This window comes from Blastopirellula sediminis (assembly GCF_020966755.1).
Lineage (GTDB): Bacteria > Planctomycetota > Planctomycetia > Pirellulales > Pirellulaceae > Blastopirellula > Blastopirellula sediminis.
Window position 1 is genome coordinate 303,648 of sequence record NZ_JAJKFT010000010.1, and the last position, 18,833, is coordinate 322,480.

19 protein-coding genes are annotated in these 18,833 nt (G+C 59.5%); 10 read left to right on the plus strand and 9 right to left on the minus strand.

The genetic code is table 11. The features are described 5' to 3' along the window. Positions 1-213 precede the first annotated feature (213 nt). Entirely contained in the window at positions 214-846 is a 633-nt protein-coding gene (locus LOC68_RS12780; RefSeq protein WP_230219123.1) for a response regulator, read from the minus strand. 407 nt (positions 847-1,253) lie between these two features. Here LOC68_RS12780 and LOC68_RS12785 point away from each other — a divergent pair, with 407 nt between their 5' ends. The 3 genes from LOC68_RS12785 to LOC68_RS12795 all read left to right on the plus strand — a co-directional run bounded on the left by LOC68_RS12785 (position 1,254) and on the right by LOC68_RS12795 (position 5,943). Next, entirely contained in the window at positions 1,254-2,630 is a 1,377-nt protein-coding gene (locus tag LOC68_RS12785) for a sigma-54-dependent transcriptional regulator (protein WP_230219124.1), read from the plus strand. 120 nt (positions 2,631-2,750) lie between these two features. Continuing rightward, complete coding sequence (locus LOC68_RS12790) at positions 2,751-4,211, plus strand: sulfatase-like hydrolase/transferase (RefSeq protein ID WP_230219125.1); 1,461 nt, start codon at positions 2,751-2,753, stop codon at positions 4,209-4,211. 37 nt (positions 4,212-4,248) lie between these two features. Continuing rightward, positions 4,249-5,943 (plus strand): FAD-dependent oxidoreductase, encoded by a 1,695-nt coding sequence (locus LOC68_RS12795; protein ID WP_230219126.1) that lies wholly within the window; start codon positions 4,249-4,251, stop codon positions 5,941-5,943. Here LOC68_RS12795 and LOC68_RS28250 read toward each other — a convergent pair. From LOC68_RS28250 to LOC68_RS12810, 4 genes are all read right to left on the minus strand, one after another. Beyond that, positions 5,940-6,074: a hypothetical protein gene (locus LOC68_RS28250; RefSeq protein WP_255670841.1), complete on the minus strand. Its 135-nt coding sequence runs from the start codon at positions 6,072-6,074 to the stop codon at positions 5,940-5,942. The genes LOC68_RS12795 and LOC68_RS28250 overlap by 4 nt on opposite strands. Positions 6,075-6,238: 164 nt before the next feature. After that, positions 6,239-6,394, minus strand: a complete 156-nt coding sequence (locus LOC68_RS12800; RefSeq protein WP_230219127.1) for a hypothetical protein — start codon at positions 6,392-6,394, stop codon at positions 6,239-6,241. A gap of 106 nt (positions 6,395-6,500) precedes the next feature. Then, complete coding sequence (locus tag LOC68_RS12805; protein WP_230219128.1) at positions 6,501-7,211, minus strand: hypothetical protein; 711 nt, start codon at positions 7,209-7,211, stop codon at positions 6,501-6,503. Between the two features lie 64 nt (positions 7,212-7,275). After that, positions 7,276-7,869, minus strand: coding sequence for a hypothetical protein (locus tag LOC68_RS12810; protein ID WP_230219130.1), 594 nt, complete (start codon positions 7,867-7,869; stop codon positions 7,276-7,278). 204 nt (positions 7,870-8,073) lie between these two features. Here LOC68_RS12810 and LOC68_RS12815 point away from each other — a divergent pair, with 204 nt between their 5' ends. Both LOC68_RS12815 and LOC68_RS12820 read left to right on the plus strand, forming a co-directional pair. Then, the gene (locus tag LOC68_RS12815; RefSeq protein WP_230219132.1) at positions 8,074-8,820 is read left to right on the plus strand and encodes a sugar phosphate nucleotidyltransferase; all 747 of its coding nucleotides are present in this window, start codon (positions 8,074-8,076) and stop codon (positions 8,818-8,820) included. Between the two features lie 68 nt (positions 8,821-8,888). After that, positions 8,889-9,857, plus strand: coding sequence for a ribose-phosphate diphosphokinase (locus tag LOC68_RS12820; RefSeq protein WP_230219134.1), 969 nt, complete (start codon positions 8,889-8,891; stop codon positions 9,855-9,857). A gap of 188 nt (positions 9,858-10,045) precedes the next feature. On the opposite strand, the gene LOC68_RS12825 is transcribed toward LOC68_RS12820, so the two are convergent. Then, positions 10,046-10,558 carry an EVE domain-containing protein gene (locus LOC68_RS12825; protein WP_230219135.1) on the minus strand — a complete coding sequence of 171 codons (513 nt, stop codon included), beginning with the start codon at positions 10,556-10,558 and terminating at the stop codon, positions 10,046-10,048. 181 nt (positions 10,559-10,739) lie between these two features. Here LOC68_RS12825 and LOC68_RS12830 point away from each other — a divergent pair, with 181 nt between their 5' ends. The 3 genes from LOC68_RS12830 to LOC68_RS12840 are packed head-to-tail and all read left to right on the plus strand — an operon-like array spanning position 10,740 to position 13,914. Then, positions 10,740-11,681, plus strand: a complete 942-nt coding sequence (locus LOC68_RS12830) for a hypothetical protein (RefSeq protein WP_230219136.1) — start codon at positions 10,740-10,742, stop codon at positions 11,679-11,681. A 2-nt stretch (positions 11,682-11,683) separates the two neighbouring features. Next, positions 11,684-12,856 (plus strand): 8-amino-7-oxononanoate synthase, encoded by a 1,173-nt coding sequence (bioF, locus tag LOC68_RS12835; protein WP_230219137.1) that lies wholly within the window; start codon positions 11,684-11,686, stop codon positions 12,854-12,856. Positions 12,857-12,894: 38 nt separating this feature from the next. After that, on the plus strand, positions 12,895-13,914 hold the full coding sequence (locus tag LOC68_RS12840) for an NAD-dependent epimerase/dehydratase family protein (protein ID WP_230219138.1): 1,020 nt from the start codon (positions 12,895-12,897) through the stop codon (positions 13,912-13,914). Positions 13,915-13,917: 3 nt separating this feature from the next. Here LOC68_RS12840 and LOC68_RS12845 read toward each other — a convergent pair whose 3' ends face one another. The 3 genes from LOC68_RS12845 to LOC68_RS12855 form a co-directional block, all read right to left on the minus strand. Continuing rightward, complete coding sequence (locus LOC68_RS12845; protein WP_230219139.1) at positions 13,918-14,283, minus strand: hypothetical protein; 366 nt, start codon at positions 14,281-14,283, stop codon at positions 13,918-13,920. Positions 14,284-14,366: 83 nt separating this feature from the next. Then, positions 14,367-15,887 carry a hypothetical protein gene (locus LOC68_RS12850; protein ID WP_230219140.1) on the minus strand — a complete coding sequence of 507 codons (1,521 nt, stop codon included), beginning with the start codon at positions 15,885-15,887 and terminating at the stop codon, positions 14,367-14,369. 310 nt (positions 15,888-16,197) lie between these two features. Beyond that, complete coding sequence (locus LOC68_RS12855) at positions 16,198-17,253, minus strand: transaldolase family protein (protein WP_230219141.1); 1,056 nt, start codon at positions 17,251-17,253, stop codon at positions 16,198-16,200. A gap of 244 nt (positions 17,254-17,497) precedes the next feature. Between LOC68_RS12855 and LOC68_RS12860 the strand changes: the two genes are divergently transcribed. Together LOC68_RS12860 and LOC68_RS12865 are read left to right on the plus strand one after the other, a co-directional pair. Further along, complete coding sequence (locus LOC68_RS12860; RefSeq protein ID WP_230219142.1) at positions 17,498-18,538, plus strand: DUF1559 family PulG-like putative transporter; 1,041 nt, start codon at positions 17,498-17,500, stop codon at positions 18,536-18,538. Further along, positions 18,531-18,830, plus strand: coding sequence for a hypothetical protein (locus LOC68_RS12865; RefSeq protein ID WP_230219143.1), 300 nt, complete (start codon positions 18,531-18,533; stop codon positions 18,828-18,830). The genes LOC68_RS12860 and LOC68_RS12865 overlap by 8 nt, the downstream gene beginning before the upstream one ends. Positions 18,831-18,833: the final 3 nt, after the last annotated feature.

Here is an 18,833-nt window from a genome sequence, read left to right on the forward strand (position 1 = left end):
ACCATCGGCGCCATGCTCTAACCGCGTCTTCGTGGGAAGAGCATGTCTTCAATACGTGTTACCAGGGCAAAGACATGCTCATCCGGCGAAGACGCCGCAAGAGCATGGCACCATCTTATTGTGCCCCTTTCGTCCGGCCTGGGCAACGCGCAAAAAAAGAGACCGCCTTAGGGAAGACGGTCTCTTCTGATATTCGCGGGTAGAATTTCGACCTTAGACCAGGCCGCGGCGAACGGCCCAAACGGCCGCTTGCGTACGATCGGTCACATCAATCTTGCGCAAAATGTTTTGCACGTGTTCTTTCACCGTTTCGATGCTGATGTTCAGCGAGCGGCCAATTTCACGGTTGCTCAGACCGAGGGCCAGGTGACGCAGAACCTGCATTTCGCGGTTGGTCAGCGGAATGTCGCTGTGCTTCGCTTCTTGACGCTTCGACATGGCGCCACGAACGCGATTCATCAGGCTATCTTCGGCGATCGGTTGATCAGCGGCGGCGTTTTCGATCGCGGTGACGATCGTTTCACGCGACGACCCCTTTAGCACGTAGTCATGAGCGCCCAGAGCGACGCCGCGTGCGATATAGGTCGGGTTGTCGTAGGTCGACAACATGATAACGCGCGTGTTGGGGGAGGCCTTTTTGATCTTTTCGAGCGCGGCCAGGCCGTCGGTATCCGGCATGCGGATATCCATCAAAACCACATCCGGATGGTGGGCGATCGTCTTTTCGACCGCTTCGTCACCCGTGGAGGCTTCGTCCACGATGCTGATTGCCGTCCCTTTGAGCAGACTTGCCAAACCGCTGCGGACCACTTCGTGATCATCCGCAACAACGACATTAATACCCATTACTAGTTCTCCACAACGAATTTGAGCGATGCCACCTACCGAGTGCTGCCCAAGATCAGCAGGTAATGTGCAAGATTGGGCGACGAGTCCGCGAATGCCCAGTCAAACATTAGTTGGCTAACTTCAGGCTATCTTAACGCGAACGGTGTAAATAGCTAGTGCTTTTGGTGGGGTCATGAGCGATTTGCGGCGTTCCCCGCCGTAAGAAAGACGTAAATGGCCGTTTTTCGGCCGTTTTTACGCCTATCCCGCAGGATAGTAATTACCGCAGTGTTGCGATTCCGCATCAGCGCGTTGACTTCTGGAAAGGCGTAACCTAGATAACCTTGTCGGCGCCATCTCCAGATTCGCCTCCGTAAGCCAACCCTCCGGTCGCCACGAACCGCCTGTACCAAAGTGTGAAAAGCATGAGTCAGCCCCAAATACTGCTGGTCGACGACGATCGTCATGTACTCGATTCGATGGGTATGTGGCTCCGCGAAATTGGCTATGCGGTCTCGACTTCGCCTGGTTACCACGATGCGATTTCGCAACTGGCCGAACGGAAATTCGACCTGGTGCTAGCAGACGTCCGTTTGCAGGATGGGGACGGCTTCGACGTACTGCGCTACGTCCAGAAGACGCAGCCGGAACTGACCGTCATTTTGATCACCGGTTACGGCACCGCCGACGACGCAGTCGAAGCGATGCGATTGGGCGCGTTCGACATGCTGACCAAGCCGCTGATCGATCGCGAACTCGAAATGGCGATCAACCGCGCCTTGTCGCAACGCCAGGTGCTGGCCGAAAACGAAAAACTGAAAGAGCAGCTCGATCTGCGCTACGGCCTGGAAAACATCATCGGCCACGACCATCGCATGTTGAAGATCTTCGACATGGTCGAAAGCGTCGCCGACACCCGCGCCACCATTTTGATCACCGGCGAAAGCGGCACCGGTAAGTCGCTCCTCGCTCGTGCGATCCATCGTCGCAGCAACCGCCGCGAACGCCCGTTCGTCGAAGTCGCTTGCGGCGCCTTGCCCGAAACTTTGCTCGAAAGCGAATTGTTCGGTCACGTCGCCGGTTCGTTCACCGGAGCGACCACCGACAAGATCGGTAAGTTCAAGCAAGCCGACACCGGCTCGATCTTCCTCGACGAAATCGGGACCGCTCCGCAAAGCATGCAGGTCAAACTCCTCCGCGTGCTGCAAGAGCTCGAATTTGAACCGGTCGGCGGCACCAAGACGATCTCGGTCGATACCCGCGTCATCCTGGCGACCAACGAAAACCTCTCGACTCTGGTCGAACGGGGTGAGTTCCGTCAGGACTTGTATTACCGCGTGAACGTCATCAACCTGGAATTGCCGCCGCTGCGTCAACGGATCACCGACATTCCGCGACTCGCGAATCACTTCCTCGACGAAGTCCGCCATGATACGGGTCGCCAAATCCGCGGCTTTACCGAAGAAGCGCTTGCGGCCATGCAACGTTATCAGTGGCCGGGCAACGTCCGCGAACTGCAAAACGTCGTTGAACGTTCGGTCCTCCTTTCCAAGAACGAAATGATCGGTCCAGGCGAACTGCCGGCCGCAATCGCCTCGGGCGCCCCGGTCTCGGTCCAGCGGACCAACGGCCGCACGCTGAAAGAAGCGCTCGAAGCGCCGGAACGTCAGATCATTCTCGAAACGCTCGAGTCGAACGGTTGGAACCGTAACCTGACCGCCGACGAGCTGGGGATCAACCGCACGACCCTTTATAAGAAGATGAAGCGTCTCGGCCTGGAAGATCTGGCCGGCGCCCGCTAAACGCAAAAGCAATTGCTGATTCGTAAGGCCGCACTCGTTGCGGCCTTACCTGTTTCTTGACGCTGGCGACGCGATTCTGTGCGCGCCCCCGCCGATGCGGCTTTTAGTTGAGCGGCGCTGATGCTCCGTGATATCATGCAGGTCGCCAAACGTCTCCCTTCTCCCTCCCCCGCCGCAACCGCCATGACCACGCTTCGTCTGCTTGCCGTTCTCTGCGCGCTCAGTCTGACCACGGTCGCCTATGCCGCCGAAAAAGCGACGCCTCCTCCCAACGTCGTCTTGATCGTTTCGGACGATCAAGGCTTCGCCGACCTTAGCTGCATCGGCGACAACGGGGTGCGAACGCCAAACCTGGACAAGTTGGCGGCTGACGGCACGCGGCTCACCAGCTTTTACGTCTCGTGGCCGGCCTGTACGCCGTCGCGCGGTTCGATCATGACCGGTCGCTATCCGCAGCGAAACGGCACCTACGACATGATCCGGAACGAGGCGCCCGACTTTGACTATCTCTACAAGCCGGAAGAATACGCCGTTACCGCCGAACGGATTCTCGGCACCGACGTCCGCGAGATCTTTCTGGCCGACGTCCTGAAGAAGCAAGGCTATACTTCCGCCGTCTTCGGCAAATGGGACGGCGGACAGCTGAAGCGTTTCCTGCCGCTCCAGCGCGGCTTCGACGAGTACTATGGTTTCGCCAACACCGGCGTCGACTATTTCACGCACGAGCGGTACGGCGTCCCGTCGATGTTTCGGAACAACCAGCCGACCGAAGAGGACAAGGGAACCTACCTGACCGATCTGTTCGAGCGAGAAGCGATTCGCTTCGTCGACGAAAACAAGAATCGCCCCTTCTTCCTCTATCTGCCGTTCAACGCGCCCCATAGTGCGTCGAACCTGGATCGTTCGATCCGCGGCTTGGCTCAAGCGCCGCAGGAGTACCTTGATCACTATCCGTCCGACGACAGCAAAGCCCAAAAACGGCGGCAGCACTACCTGGCGGCGGTCGAATGCATGGACGACGCGATCGGCAAGGTCATGCAGCGGCTGGAAGAGCACCAGATCACCGACAACACGCTGGTCATCTTCCTCTCCGACAACGGAGGCGGCGGAGGCTCCGACAATTCGCCGCTGCGGGGAGGCAAAGCGAAGATGTTTGAAGGGGGGAACCGCGTTCCCTGCATCGTTCGCTGGAAAGGAAAAGTTCCGGCCGGCAAAGTGAGCGACGAATTCCTCACCTCCCTCGAAATCTTTCCGACCGTCGTCGCCGCGACGGGAGGCAAGCTTCCCGCGGACGTCATCTACGACGGCTTCGACATGCTGCCGACTTTGAACGGCGGCAGTTCGCCGCGACAAGAGATGTTCTGGAAACGCCAGGGAGATATCGCCGCACGCGTTGGGGACTGGAAATGGGTCGACAGCGCCGCCGGCAAGGGTTTGTTCAACCTGGCCACGGACATCGGCGAGAAGAACGACCTCTCAAAAGAACATCCCGAAATGCTCGCCAAGCTGAAAGAGCGGTTCGCCAACTGGACCGCCGAAATGGAAGCGGCCGAACCGCGCGGTCCGTTCCGCGACTACTAATCTCCTCTCCCTTCGATCCATCCCTCCGAGAAGTTTGATGACTTTGAATCGACGCTCTTTCCTGCGGGCAACCAGCGGCATCGCTGGCGCGCTTTCGTTTTCTCCCTGGCTTTTGGCCGCCGCACAAAACAGCGACGTCGGAGCCGACGTGGTGATCATCGGCGGCAGCTTGGGAGGGTGCGCTGCGGCGATCGCCGCGCTCCGGCGCGGGAAGCGGGTCGTAATGACGGAAGAGACCGATTGGCTCGGGGGACAACTCACGTCGCAGATCGTGCCCCCAGACGAACATGGCTTTATCGAGACTCGCGGCGCCAACGCGTCGTATCGCAAGTTTCGCAATGACGTCCGCGACTACTATCGCCAGAATTATCCGCTGACCGACGCCGCCAAAGCCAAGCCGAATCTCAACCCCGGTAACGGTTCGGTATCGCGGCTTTGTCATGAGCCGCGCGTCGCAGTCGCCGTTTTCAACGAAACGCTCGCTCCCTACCTGCAAAGCGGCCAGCTGACGCTGCTGCTTGAGCATGTTCCGGTTCAAGCCGACATGGATGGCGATCGGGTTGGCAGCGTGACCGTTCGTTCATTGAAAAGCGGGGACGAGAAGACGCTGACTGCTCCCTACTTCATCGACGCGACCGAGCTCGGCGATCTGCTCCCGCTGACCGGGACCGAATACATTACCGGCGCCGAAGCGAAGTCCGACACGCACGAACTGCACGCCGCCGAAGTCGCCAATCCGGCCAATCAACAAGCTTTCACCGTCTGCTTTCCATTGCAGTATGTCGCCGGCGAAAACTTCGTCGGCGACAAGCCGGCCGACTACGACTTCTGGCGCGACTATGTGCCGGCGCTGACGCCTCCCTGGTCAGGCAAGTTGCTCGATCTCAGCTATTCGTCGCCGCGCGATTTGAAACCGAAGAAGCTCGGCTTCGATCCAACCGGCGCTGCAACCGCCGGGACGCTCAACCTCTGGAACTACCGCCGGATCGTCGACGCCAATAACTTCCTTCCCGGCAGCGTTCCGGGCAGTACGACGCTGGTCAACTGGCCGCAAAACGACTATGTGCTCGGCAACTTGATCGACGTCTCCGAGGCGGAAAAGCAGAAGCATATCGCCCAGGCGAAGCAACTCAGCCTTTCCCTCTTCTATTGGCTGCAGACCGAATGTCCGCGAGCTGACGGAGGCGCCGGGTTCCCTGGCTTGCGTCTGGTTCCTGAAATGGCCGGCACGACCGACGGGATGGCGAAGTATCCCTACGTCCGCGAATCGCGCCGCATTCTCGCCGAGTTCACCGTCACCGAACTCCATGTCGGCGCCCAGCAGCGTGCGGAAATCGTCGGCAAGGCGGAGAAGAACATGAAAGCGGCGCCCTTCGCCGATTCGGTCGGCGTCGGTTCGTATCACATCGACCTTCATCCGAGCAGCGGCGGAAATAACTACATCGACTTCGCCTCGCTCCCGTTTCAGATTCCGCTCGGATCGCTGATTCCGCGTCGCGTCGAGAACCTGATCCCGGCCTGCAAGAATATCGGCACGACCCACTTGAGCAACGGCTGTTATCGCTTGCATCCGGTAGAGTGGGGAATCGGCGAAGCGGCCGGCTGTTTGGCCAGTTATGCGCTCGAGACGAAAGCGACGCCGCGGGCGATTCGCGCGTCAGCCGATAAACTGGCCGACTTCCAGCGCGGACTGGTCGCAGAAGGAGTTGAAATCTCCTGGGAACAGTCCTAGATCGTCGCGACAAACTCGCGAAGAACTTGATATCCAAAGACGGCGCAGGCCATCAAGGCGCCGATCGCAATCGTCAGCCCACAGCCGATCGTCGCGACGATGCGGGCATATTTGTCATTTTTTTCCGACATGATTCAGCTCCTTGGTGTGAAACGAAGTTGGGGCGTCAAAAATAGGCCCGTAGTGCGATTCGGCTGAGGGCGAGGAACAACGCTGCGATAGCGATCAGTCCCAAGAAGACTCCACAGGTCGGTCCCGGCGGTCTCCGGTCCATGACGGGTCTCCCAAGTTCGCATTACGACGTCAGCGACATAACCAGCGTCTCGGTCGCCGTCAGCGCCCCCAGCGTCGCCCAGATCAGCATTTGAACCGCGGCCAGCCCGGTAACGGCGGAAAGGGCCCAGAGGATTGCGTTATTCAGCGTGACGGTCGATTCCCAACTATTTTTCATCGCTTTCCCCGCTCAGTGAAGTCTCGAATCCGCCTGCCAACTAATTAGGCGGATTCGAAGCGGGTAAGAGGTCAAAAAAAAATGGGAGACCGAGCAGCCGGTACGCTTAGAGGGCCGTCTGATCGGCCGCCGCTTCCTTTTCGTCGACGTTAATCACGTCGGCGGTCGTCAGAATCCGCGCTTCGGTCTCCAGCGGGGGAGCCGGGACGAACTCGACCAGCGTCTCAGGATGGGCGTCGCGGTACTCCCTTTCCCACTTCTCCGGTAGCCCTTCGATGTGGGCTTCGTGGGGGAGCGACATGTCGAGCAATAGCAGCCGCGAACGCCCCGTCATCGCGTGGCGATAAATCTCCAGTCGTTCGACCGGAATATCGGCGTCGGTCGCCATCGCCAAATAGGCGCATAGTTTGGGCAGATCGTGGTCGCTGAACTCGGGATTGTCGATCGAGATGCAGAGCCCGTTTTCCCCATATTTGTAGGAGCCGCCAAGCAACTCGATATTGCCGAGAATGCCGGCCCGATGGTTCGCGATCTGCAGCTTGCGATCGTAGTTGGCCGCAGCGAAAAAGAGGGCGATGCAGGTCGAAAGGGTGACGATCTCCACCGTCGTGATATGGACCCGCCTTTCCTCGCGCCAGCGCAATCGAATCTGGCCAATAATGTCGATAATCCCACCGAGCAGGATCGACATGCTGAGCGGAAAACGCCAATAGACGTGCCCGGTCGCCATCCAGAGAATGAAGATGGCGATCAAAAAGTTGAGGAGCGCTACCCCAGCGGGTAGACGCTTCGCTTTCCAGAAATTGGCAAATTGCATCGCTCTTGGGCCCAAAACAGCGAATTGGCGCCCAAGAGCATAAAATGCGTAATCGCCTTCCCCCCTACTGGAAGGCGGCCTCGAGCTCTTTCAGCACCTTTTCTTCTTTATCGGAAATTCGGGAGCCGAAACGTCCCAAGATTCCGCCAGTTGCGTCGGCAACTTTCCGCGCGCGGCCGATCGTTTCGTCATGAAACGCTTTATCCTGCTCAGGCGTCAGGCTATCGCGGATTGCGCGGACGTACGCCTGCCAGACCGGCATGCACTTTGCTTGCGGCGGGTGATCGAGCCAGTTTTCCAGCACGTCGTAGCTGGCATGCCCTTTTTCGACATGCAGGTCAAGCGCGGCCTGCAAAATCGCCGCTTTCTCTTCAACCTGCATAATCCCATCGGCCCAGGCGACAGCCATCAGCGGATAAAGCGCCATAGCGGTCAGGTTGTCCGCGGTCACGCCGATTTCGACGAAATGCTTGAGGAGCGCGTCGTCTTTGATCCCCGTCGCCTTTTTCAGCTCGGCGATCTGTTCCTCTTCTTGAATCTGCTCCCAGAGACGCTCCCACAACTCTTGGTTCTTGGGAACGAACATCGAGTCCAACAAGAGGCGGAAACTGGGGGTTTCCTGGTGGTGCAGATGGTTTGGTTCGTTTCGATCAGTCACGGTGCGCGCCTTCGCAGCTTACTTGCAGTGAAAGAAGAGGTTCCATTACTACCCGCATTTTATCCCTATTGCCCCGCGGGAACCACTACAAGGTTTTCCCCCGCGAGAAACCAACGCGGGCTGGAATCAAGACTCGTTTCGTGGGATATTGGCGACCCTCTGGCAGCGCACGCGGCGAACGCCGAAACACTCTAAGAGCCGAAGATGAAAAGACTTGCAGTCGTACTTGCCGCCGGCAAGGGAACACGCATGAAATCGGAGCTGCCCAAAGTGCTCGTTCCGGCCCTCGGTCGACCGATGATCGAATACGTCCTCGACGCTTTGGCCGCCGTCGGCGTCGATCAGGTGCTGGTCGTCGTCGGACATCGGGCCGATCTGGTCCGAGAAACGCTCGCCGATCGCCCCGGCGTCAGCTTCGTCGACCAGACTGAACAGCTCGGAACCGGCCACGCCGTCATGGTTTGTCGCGATCACCTGGCCGATTTCGCCGGCTCGGTCGTCGTTTTGACCGGCGATTCGCCCCTGGTACAGCCCAGTTCGCTCGAAAAACTTCTCACTCGCTTCGAGCAGGAACAAATGGCCTGTTTGCTGGGAACCCTCGAAAAAGAAAATCCGACCGGTCTGGGACGGATCGTGCGGGACGCTGAGGGTCGATTTACCGGCATTGTCGAAGAAAAAGATGCGACTGACCAGCAGCGGCAAATTCGTGAGGTGAATATGAGCACCTACGTCTTCGATTGTCAAAATTTGCTGCAAGCGCTCGAAAAATTAACCAACCAGAACCGCCAGCGGGAGTATTACCTGACCGATTGCCCGGCGATTCTGAGTTCGATGGGACTCTCGGTCGACGCTTCGCCCGTTTTGGCGGCTTGCGAAGCGTTAAGCGTGAATTCGATGGAGGATTTGCGTTTGGTGGAAGAAGAGATGAGCCGTCTCGGTTACACTAAGTAATTCGCCCTGGCCCTTGGGCCCTCGTACTGAACGCCCCTTCGGATTGGATCGTGCATTCCGCTTCGAAAATGAGAGAGATCAAAATCTTTAGCGGTCGCGCGAATCCGCGCCTGGCCGGCGACATCTGCAAGTTCCTGAATATTCCGCTGGGCCGCATTACCCTGGGGGAATTCCCGGACGGCGAAAACGCCTGCAAGATCGAGGAAGACGTCCGCGGCCGCGACGTCTTTCTGATCCAACCGACCTGTCCTCCGGTCAACAACAACATCATGGAGTTGTTGATCATGATCGACAGTTGCCGCCGCGCGAGCGCCGAGCGAATCACCGCTGTGATTCCGTACTTCGGCTACGCTCGCCAGGACCGCAAAGACGAAGGTCGCGTGCCGATCACCGCCAAGCTGGTCTCGGACGTCATCACCGCCGCCGGGGCCGATCGCGTGCTGACGATGGACCTGCACGCCGCTCAGATCCAGGGCTTCTTCAACGTGCCGGTCGATCACTTGTACGCCGCGCCGGTGCTGAACCACTACTTCCAGATGCTCAACATCCCGGAAGACGAGCTGGTAATCGTCAGCCCCGACGCCGGCAGCATCAAGCGCGCGGTCAGCCATCATCGCCGCCTGGGCGGTCGTTTGGCGATTTGCGACAAGCGTCGTCACAGCGCCAGCGATACGACGCAAGAGAACATCATCGGCGGTCCGGTCGAAGGACGCACGGCGATCATCTTTGACGACATGATCAGCACCGCGGGCTCGATCTGCGGCGCCGCGAAGACCACCTTCGAAGCCGGCGCCAAAGAGATCTACATCGCCGCGACCCACGGCGTCCTCTGCGGAGACGCGATCGCCCGACTGCAAGCCGCGCCGATCAAAGAGATCATCCTGACCGACACGATCCCGCATCAGTCGGGCCATTTGCTGCCGAACACGAAGATCCTGACCGTCGCGCCGCTGCTGGGCGAAGCGATCAAGCGTATCCACAACGACGAGTCGATCAGCGCGATCTTCCGCGAAGATTTCGGCGCGTTCCAAGGTTAGGAAGGCCGTTACTTACTTATGTGCGTGTGCCACTGCTGGCTTGTCCAGCAGCGTTTGAGCGCTCCAAGTAAGAAATGGCGGAAGCTCCGATTCATCGTAACGGCGTTATCGCACTTCTTGATCAAATCCGAGTCGCTTGGGCATTCCGCACTGCTGGACAAGCCAGCAGTGGCACACAAAGCCCAAGACTACTTCCGCTTCTTGCTCCGTTTCGCCAGCTTCAAAACGGCGTCCCACTCGTTCTTCGTCACCGGTTGGACCGAGAGCCGCGAGCCTTTCCGCATCAGTTCCATGTCGGCCAGCGCTGCGACGCCGGTCAGTTGATCGCGGCCCAGCGGCTCTTCAAACATCTCGGTCAGCTGGACGTCGACCATGAACCACCGCGGCGCGTCAGGCGTGCTCTTTTCGTCGTAGTGATGATCCTTCTTGTCCCACGACGTGTGGTCCGGGTAACCCTCTTTGACGATCGTCGCCGTGCCGACAATCGCCGGCGGGCTGGCGTTACTGTGGTAGAAGAACGCTTCGTCCCCAACTTTCATGTCGTCCCGCATGAAATTGCGGGCCTGATAGTTGCGAACTCCGCTCCAAAAAGTGGTCTGCTTCTTTTCGTTCGCCAGATCGTCGATCGAATACGATTCCGATTCGGTCTTGAGCAACCAGTAACGCTTGTCGGAGTTGGACTTAGCTGCTTTTTTGGCCACGACGATCGACTTTCCGCGATAGCAAGAAGGAAATCGGGTTGGGAGAGTTTCGTTTCATCATCTAAAATCAGCTAAATGCCGCAAGATAGGGAAGGGGATGTAAGGGGATTTCCGTTTGGCAGCGGGCCCGATTTCCGCTAATTTGCAACCGATTCTGGCGAATACCTAGTCACGAAGAACGATGAATATCGATCCTGACAGCAAGACGCTCCAACTCGACCGGTTTCTGGCCGTGCCGATGTTCTGCGCGTCGATGTTGTTCCTGGTCTTCGTCGCTGCGGCCGTGCAGGAATTCACTTCCGAGACGATTTATCAGTCGGTCGAAGCGAGTCTCTACTTCTTCGAGCTGACGCTGTTGATGTTTCCCCTCTTCCTTGCTGAGGCGCTGGCCCATTTCTGGATCGGCAGCCCACGCTGGAAAACGGCGTTCCTCCGCTCGCTCCTTCCCCCGCTTCGTTTAGCGGCTCGCGATCACGAGACCGGCACGACGATGTGGCTGCCGATGCTCGGTTGGCGCGAAGTGGACGACGACTTGCACGAAGAGGTAGAGCGCGCCTTCAGCGGCCCGATGATGGTGGTCGCTCTGATGATCTTGCCGCTACTCGCGATCAGCTTGGTCTGGCACTACCGGATCGATATCGGCCAGTATCCATGGCTCGAAGCGATCGTCGAAACCGGCTACAGCATCACCTGGCTGGCCTTCACCGTCGAGTTCATTGTGATGTTCTCGCTGGTCGATAAGAAATTCGCCTATGTCCGCAAACATTGGGTCGATCTGCTGATCATTTGCTTGCCGCTGGTCGCCTTCCTGCGCGTCCTGCGCGTTTCGCAGCTGTTGCGACTTCAGCAAGTCACCAAGGCGACGCGGATCTATCGGCTGCGTGGACTTGCCCTGCGACTGTGGCGCGGGATCGTCGCTCTCGACATGTTGTCGCGACTGATGCGTCTTGATCCCGAGCGACGGATTGAGCTGCTGGAAGAGTTGATCACGGAGAAGGAAGAAGAAATCGAAAAGATTCGGGAACAGATCTCCGAGCTTCAAGCCCGCATCGCCACCAAAGCGAAGGTAGCGCCGCCGCAGATCGCGCCCGAAACGCCAGCCAAAGATACGGAAGCGGCTTAACAATGACGCGACGCCCGCTGGCCTGGCTAGAAGAAGAACTGCAGACGCTCGATCAGTTGCACATGCGTCGTCATTTGCGCACCCACTTCGGTCCGCAAACGGCGGAGCAAACGGTCGACGGCCAGCGCTTCGTCAACTTCGGCGGCAACGACTATCTCGGTCTGGCCGCTGATCCAAGGCTCGCCGCCGCCGCAATCGCCGCGATTGAAAACGAAGGCTGGGGTTCCGGCGCTAGTCCGCTGGTCACCGGACATGGCGCATCGCACGCAGCGCTCGAAACTTCGCTGGCCGAACTGGAAGGGACCGAAGCGGCGCTCCTCTTCTCCTCCGGCTTCGCCGCCAACGTCGGCACGATTACGGCGCTCGCCGGTAAGGGAGACGTGATCTTCAGCGACGCGAAGAATCACGCCAGCATTATTGACGGGGTCCGCCTCTGCGGCGCTCGCCCCCAGATCTACCAACACCTCGACGTCGATCATCTCGAAAAGCTGATCGCCCAGGCCTCGGCGTTTCGCCGCCGCTACATCGTTACCGACACTCTTTTCAGCATGGACGGCGATTTCGCCCCGCTGGTCGAACTGTGCGAACTGGCCGAGCGCTACGATGCGATCGTGATCGTCGACGAAGCGCACGCGACCGGCGTCTTCGGCCAACATGGCCGCGGCGTTTGCGAACATCTGGGGGTCGAAGAGCAAGTCGACGTCCGGATCGGCACCCTCAGCAAGGCGCTCGGCGGACATGGGGGCTTTGTCGTCGGCAGCCAAACGCTAATCGACTGGCTCCTGAACCGGGCCCGCAGCTACGTCTTTTCGACCGCCGCGCCGATGGCGGCCTCCGCCGCAATGATCGCCGCACTCCAGATCGTCCGTGATGAACCGGAACGCCGTCAATTGCTTCTGGAGCGAGCCGCCAACCTCCGCGAAACGTTGCGCAAACAAGGATGGCAAGTCGGCGGCGAAAGCCAGATCATTCCGATCCTGATCGGCGAACCGGAGCCGACGATGCAGGCCTCGCATCGTCTGCGTGAGCAAGGACTGTTCGTACCAGGCATTCGTCCTCCCAGCGTTCCGAGCGGCGAATCGCTGTTGCGGATCAGCCTCAGCTATGCGCACACGCCGGAGCATCTCGATCGCCTGATCGCGGCGCTGGCTGATCTGCGTCAACGTCTGCTGTAAGATCTCCTCACTCAATTGACCAACTGCGACGAACCTCGATGGCGACCTATTTCGTAACCGGCGGCAGCGGCTTTGTCGGCCGACATCTCTGCCAGCGTTTGGCGGCCGAAGGGCACACGCTCCGCTGCGCCGTGCGCAAGAGTTCGGCCACCGCACATCTGCAAGAGCTGGGCGCCGAACTGATCGAAGTCGATCTGACCGCAGGGGGCGACTTGCGCTCCGCACTGGAAGGCTGCGACGGCATTTTCCATTCCGCCGGCTTGATCTCTCCAAGGCGGGAGGAACAGCTCCTGCGCGTCAATCGAGATGGAACCCGTTTCCTCTGCGAAGCGGCGGCCGAACTGCCGACGCCTCCTCCGCTGATCTACGTTTCGAGCATCGCCGCGGCCGGTCCCGCGAAATCAGACGAGCCGCGGCGTCCCGCCGATTTTCCCAAACCAGTCTCCCGCTACGGCGAGAGCAAACGGGCCGGCGAGCGGCAATTGGAAATGGTCGCCGATCGCGTGCCGACGACGATCGTTCGCCCCGGCATCATCTTTGGCGAAGCGAATCGCGATATGTTCCCCATGTTTCGGTCGATTCGCCGCTTTGGCGTGCACGCGATGCCGCGAGCCGATCTCCGCCTCTCGTTGATCTATGTCGGCGACCTGATCGAACTGCTGATCCAGGCGCTCGCGCACGGCCGGCGAATCACTCATCGCGAAGATCCGCAGTCGAAGTTCGACGGCGTCGGGTATTACTTTGCCGCTGACGCAGAGCAGCCGACCTATCAAGCGCTAGGGGAGATGGTCGCCGAAGCGGTCGACGTCCCCCGTCTGCGCGCGATTACGATGCCCAGTCCGCTCGTCTGGACGACTGCAACCGCTTCGGAACTATTCGGCAAAGCGATTGGCCGCCCCAATATTCTCACCCGCGATAAGATTCGCGAAGCGATCGCCGGCGACTGGACCTGCGACATTTCTACCGCCGTCGATGAGCTGGGCTTTCAGCCGGCGCAGTCGCTGCAGACAGGCCTGTGCCAAACGGCCCAGTGGTATCGCGCCGAAGGCTGGCTGTAGTCGCTAGCGGCGACGACGACGGAGCTCCACCAGGATCAGCCGCTGATTCGCGAGTCCCGAAAACCCGATCCCTAAGATCATCCAACCGAAGAAGAGCATCATCACCGGCGGGTGAACCGGGATGAACATCATCGCGCCGGCGGTCAGCATCCCCAAGCCAAACGTGGTAATCGCCAGCAAGATGCAGGTCGTGCGCCAACCATCGGCCAGACTAAGCAAAGAGTCTTGCGGGGGAAGCTCGCGCAGTTCGACGACGGTCATCCCTTCTTCCGCTTCCAGAGTCCGCCGCGCCGACTCTTCGTCGTAGGCTTCCACTTCCCGGCGTTCTAACTTTCCCGTCGAGTCTTTCAAATAAGCGGCGAACTGCATAAGACGACACCAGGCGAGTGACGAGGCAAACGATGAGCGGGGATACCGTTGATCTACTAGTATACCCGTAGATCGTTTTCTGCCTATGCCAATGCGGCCCGGGTTCTCTCGACCAGACTGTTATCCCGCGCGCCGGAGCCAGGCAGATTAAACATACTAAGCCCCAGATAAAGGTCCCGCCACTCGGGCGAAACGTGATAAAAGTCCTCTAAAACGGCCGAACTGAACTTATAGTCGTGGGCGTCGTTCCCCTTCAAAAAGACCAGCACCCGGGCGGCGTCCATCAATTGTTGGGCGCCAGCAGTGCCGGTTTCCGCCAGATAGGCTCGCGTCTTTCGCGCAGCGGTCATTGGATCGCGGCTGAGATCGGCGAAGATCTGCTCGGTCGCCGCCGAGCCGTCGTCCAGCTTCTCCGGCGTCAGATCGTCGATCGTGATCTCCTTTACTTTCCCGCGTCCCTTCATCGCCCCACGGAACATCGGCAAGAAGGCGACGTTCTGCAGCAGCATCAGCCGCCGAGTTTGATCGTCGCCGGAAGTCTGATAAGCGTAGTGAAGCGCATTGGTCGAAGTCATCGCGTGAAGCGCCACAATCCCCGGCTGCTGCATCAACATCTCGCCGGCCGTCAGATGAAGCGCATCCCAGACCGATTGCGGCGAAGCGCCGCGATTGAGCAGCTCAACCGTCAGATCGCAAGCGTCATCGTTCGACGCGCTCCGCAGCGCCGTGATCAACTGCTTCGTCGCTTCTTGGTCGAGCTCGCCATCTTGCCAGTCCGCGCGGATCTTCCCGGCGACTTCCATGTTGCGGCGATACGGTCGATCCGCCTCGTCGTCGCGCTCGGCCGGGTTGCTTCCTTCATGCATCAGCAGCGCGTAAGCGAGCGACCGGAGGACCGGCTCGGCATGATCGCGGCCGACGAACTGCAGCGTTCGTTGGCTGTTGGCGACGAAGATCGCCTTGTGCCCGATCGAGCGAAAATCGCGTGCACCGTAGCGATAGAACTGTTCGTAGATTTCGTTCATCCCGGCGGATCGCGCTAGGGCCGCAACCGCCGTATCGGCGGCCGCTTCGTCCCAGTCGTCCATCGCTTCGGCGAACGTCCTTCCGGCGACGTGGGGCCGCGGCATCTTTCCTTCGGCGACTGCCGGCATCACCCAGTCGCCCCGTTCCTGCACATCGCGCGCGGCGGCCGACTTGTAGTGGTCGAGCGCCCAGAAGATCGGCAGCCAGCGATGCTCGGCCGGCGAAGCGATGCTCGCCAGGTGCGCCGAGTTGACTACCAGCACCGCGTGAAACTTGTGCCCGACCGATGGCCGGGGCTCAACGTTCTTCACGCCGACCAAAAGGAGCGCCGCGAGCAGTTCTTGATAGCTGAGCCCCTTGTTAATTCGAGCGCCGATCTCTTCCAACAAGCGCTCGCGGGGCGTTTCTTCGATCAGCTTGACCAGCGGCTCAATCTCCGGCTGGAGCTGGACATGCGCCAGGTTGACGTTCGCTTCTTCGGCCGAAACGGGACGGAGCCCGTTGAGAAAAGCGAGATTCCCCAAACCGACGACTGCCCCGGTTTGCAGAAATCCGCGCCGCGATTGCTTGCCGAACATGTGCTCCGCCTCCTTATAAATTTGCCTGCGATCCGCGCACTGATCGATTCCTCTTTTATCCCTGCTCAGCCGCCGAGAAGCAAATGGAAAAGAAGCGCGCCGCCACCCAATTGCGGGCAAGAAAAAGCGACGCCGGCCACTTCTGGACCGGCGCCGCAGGTTACGCAGTTCGTTTTTACTGAATTCCTGGTGCCATGCTCTTGCGGCGTCTTCGCCGGATGAGCATGTCTTTGCCCTGGTAACACGCATTGAAGACATGCCCTTCCCACGAAGACGTGGTAAGAGCATGGCGCCAGTCGATCGACGGTTACTAACCGACAGTGATCTCGGCTCGCTTTTCGGCGATCAGTTTCAGTAGTCCCTTTTGCGGGTTGGCGAATTTCGCGATCCCTTCTTCCATCAGCGTCTTTTCGAGATGCTGGTAGTCGACGTGTTTGTCGAGATCGGCGAGCACCGCATCGCTCGGCATTTCGTCGACCTGGCGAGTAATCGTGACGCCGCTGGCCTGGACCTTGTCGTTGGTCCCCGGCGGGTTCGTTTCGATGTCGCTGCCAGCGAACGCGGCGACGTACTTCCACGGCGGATCTTCCGGCTTTTTGGTGCCGGTCGACGCGAAGATCATCTCTTGCTGCTGCTTCACCGGCTTGTCGCTCCAGAACTTCTGGTTCATCTGCCAGATCCGCTTGGCGTTGACGATCCCCAGTTGTCCCTGGGCGGCGGCGGTCAACTGCGGAAGGTGCTCTTCGGTATAGACGTCGACCCGCGAGACGAAAATCGAGTAGACGCTCTTGAACCCGTCGAGATTCGCCCGACGTTGCGCACCGCGCCAGACGGCGTCGCGAGCCGCTTCGTATTGGCGTTCGGTAAAGATCAGCGTGACGTTCAGCGTGACGCCGGCGGCGCACAACTCTTCCACCGCGTCGAGACCGGCCGGAGTCGCCGGAACCTTGATCATCCGGTTCTTCTGACCTTGGGCCCAATGCTTGCCCAGTTCGATGTACTTGGCGACCCGCTCGTCGTGCGGCATGTCGACTTCCGGGTCTTCCAGCAGCGGATCGACCTCGAAGCTGACGTAGCCGTTGTTCCCTTCCGCTTCTTCCCAGACCGGCAGAAAGACGCTTTGGGCGTCGGAAACGAGTTGGTTGGTCAACGTCCAGGCGACGTCGTTGTCGGAGAGCCCTTGTTCGATCAGCTCGGCGATCTTGTCGTCGAAACGGCCCGTCTTGATCAGGTCCGAGACGATCACAGGGTTCGAGGTCGCCCCGGTCGCGCCGAGAGCGAAGTTACTGCGAACCAGGTCAGGATCGATCGAGTCGAGCCACAGTTTCGTGCCGGAAGCGATCAGCGATTCGAGCGGTGAGGCCACAATGCCCTCCTTTGTTGTTGTTTGCGAAAGCACATTTTTCAATTCTAGCGGATTCCCGCGACGAGGCCAGCAACAGTTAGCGGGGCGGAACTGCTCAAAAAATGCCCACATGTGGATTCTTCACTTCCTTTAACTTGATTTTCGCCGAATTCTCCCTGCCGCATTGATTTGCCTCACCATATTCTTTATTTTGATTAATCAAACTTCTGCACTCTTGAACAACAAAACAAAGATTTCGGCAGTCATGAAAGTCAATGACCAACGCCCCTCGCCATCCGGCTTTACGCTGGTCGAACTTCTGGTCGTTATCGCGATCATTGGAATCCTGATCGCGTTGCTCTTGCCGGCGGTGCAGCAAGCCCGGGAAGCGGCCCGGCGGATGCAATGCACCAACAACCTGAAGCAGGTCGGGATCGCGCTGCACAACTACCACGACGCCCTCGGTTCGTTTCCGTCCGGGTACGTCTCGTACGACAAATACGGCTCCATCAGCAGCTTGCCCTCTGGGGACTACGACGCGACCACTTGGGACGCGTCGCCTGGATGGGGTTGGGGCAAACTGCTGTTGCCGTTTGCTGAACAAGGCAACGTCGCCGACGCCCTCGACAATCGCCGCAAGGTGTGGGACGCGGCGCATCAAGCCGCCGCGCAGACGAAGCTGGAGATGTTCCTCTGCCCGTCGGCGGCCGGCCCGACCGACCCACTGCTGGTCGTCGACGCGTCAAATAGCCCGCTCAACAAAGGAAACGGCTCGATCTATCTCGGCCGGTCGAACTATGTCGCTAGCCACGGACAGGAAGAATGCTGGGGAGACGCCAGCGGCCCGAGCGGCGGCTATGGCGGCGACGCCGGCAAAATCGCCGACGGCCCCTTCTATCGCAATTCGCACACCCGGTTTCGCGACGTGGTCGACGGCCTTTCCAACAGCGTCTTCTGCGGCGAGCATACGTCGCGGCTGAGCGACAAGACCTGGGTCGGCGTCGTCCCAGGCGCCATGGTTCATCCGCGGATCAACTCCCCCGACAATGCGGTTGAATCGGCCGCGACGCTCGTCTTGGTTCATAGCGGTCCGGCGATCGGCGAACAGGACGCCCTCGGCAACCCGATCATCCACCCGCCGAACTTCCCCACGCTCCACGTCGGCCAGATGCAATCGGAACATCCCGGCGGCGCCAACGTGCTGCTCGGGGACGGCTCGGTCCGCTTCATCTCGGAAGTGGTCAATCGCCAACGATTCGCCGCGATGACCAGCATCGCCGAAGGAGAGGTCGTCAGCCATGACTAAGTACCTCTACGCAGCGCTGCTGCTGCTGCTGGCGATCGGCTGCAGTCGTTACCCCGAAGTGAGCGGCAGCGCCTACGAAATGGCGGAGACCCTGTCGACCGTCTGCAACCTGAAAAGCGACCAGCAACTGAAGCAATACCGCACGCTGATCGACGACCGGCTCGCAGCGAGCGAAATCACCAGCAGCGAACATGCGATGTTGACGCAGATCGCCGACATCGCCGAGTCAGGCGATTGGCAAGGGGCCGAGCTAGAAGCGCGGCAATTGATGCTGGATCAAGCCGGGCGTTAATCT

What these genes read in the sequence shown, in the direction of transcription:
- LOC68_RS12845 (WP_230219139.1), bottom strand. Translation starts at nt 14,283, where the DNA reads ATGCAGTTCGCCGCTTATTTGAAAGACTCGACGGGAAAGTTAGAACGC.
- LOC68_RS12785 (WP_230219124.1), top strand. Translation starts at nt 1,254, where the DNA reads ATGAGTCAGCCCCAAATACTGCTGGTCGACGACGATCGTCATGTACTC.
- LOC68_RS12840 (WP_230219138.1), top strand. Translation starts at nt 12,895, where the DNA reads ATGGCGACCTATTTCGTAACCGGCGGCAGCGGCTTTGTCGGCCGACAT.
- bioF (WP_230219137.1), top strand. Translation starts at nt 11,684, where the DNA reads ATGACGCGACGCCCGCTGGCCTGGCTAGAAGAAGAACTGCAGACGCTC.
- LOC68_RS12820 (WP_230219134.1), top strand. Translation starts at nt 8,889, where the DNA reads ATGAGAGAGATCAAAATCTTTAGCGGTCGCGCGAATCCGCGCCTGGCC.
- LOC68_RS12830 (WP_230219136.1), top strand. Translation starts at nt 10,740, where the DNA reads ATGAATATCGATCCTGACAGCAAGACGCTCCAACTCGACCGGTTTCTG.
- LOC68_RS12800 (WP_230219127.1), bottom strand. Translation starts at nt 6,394, where the DNA reads ATGAAAAATAGTTGGGAATCGACCGTCACGCTGAATAACGCAATCCTC.
- LOC68_RS28250 (WP_255670841.1), bottom strand. Translation starts at nt 6,074, where the DNA reads ATGTCGGAAAAAAATGACAAATATGCCCGCATCGTCGCGACGATCGGC.
- LOC68_RS12815 (WP_230219132.1), top strand. Translation starts at nt 8,074, where the DNA reads ATGAAAAGACTTGCAGTCGTACTTGCCGCCGGCAAGGGAACACGCATG.
- LOC68_RS12850 (WP_230219140.1), bottom strand. Translation starts at nt 15,887, where the DNA reads ATGTTCGGCAAGCAATCGCGGCGCGGATTTCTGCAAACCGGGGCAGTC.
- LOC68_RS12795 (WP_230219126.1), top strand. Translation starts at nt 4,249, where the DNA reads ATGACTTTGAATCGACGCTCTTTCCTGCGGGCAACCAGCGGCATCGCT.
- LOC68_RS12780 (WP_230219123.1), bottom strand. Translation starts at nt 846, where the DNA reads ATGGGTATTAATGTCGTTGTTGCGGATGATCACGAAGTGGTCCGCAGC.
- LOC68_RS12790 (WP_230219125.1), top strand. Translation starts at nt 2,751, where the DNA reads ATGCTCCGTGATATCATGCAGGTCGCCAAACGTCTCCCTTCTCCCTCC.
- LOC68_RS12805 (WP_230219128.1), bottom strand. Translation starts at nt 7,211, where the DNA reads ATGCAATTTGCCAATTTCTGGAAAGCGAAGCGTCTACCCGCTGGGGTA.
- LOC68_RS12860 (WP_230219142.1), top strand. Translation starts at nt 17,498, where the DNA reads ATGAAAGTCAATGACCAACGCCCCTCGCCATCCGGCTTTACGCTGGTC.
- LOC68_RS12865 (WP_230219143.1), top strand. Translation starts at nt 18,531, where the DNA reads ATGACTAAGTACCTCTACGCAGCGCTGCTGCTGCTGCTGGCGATCGGC.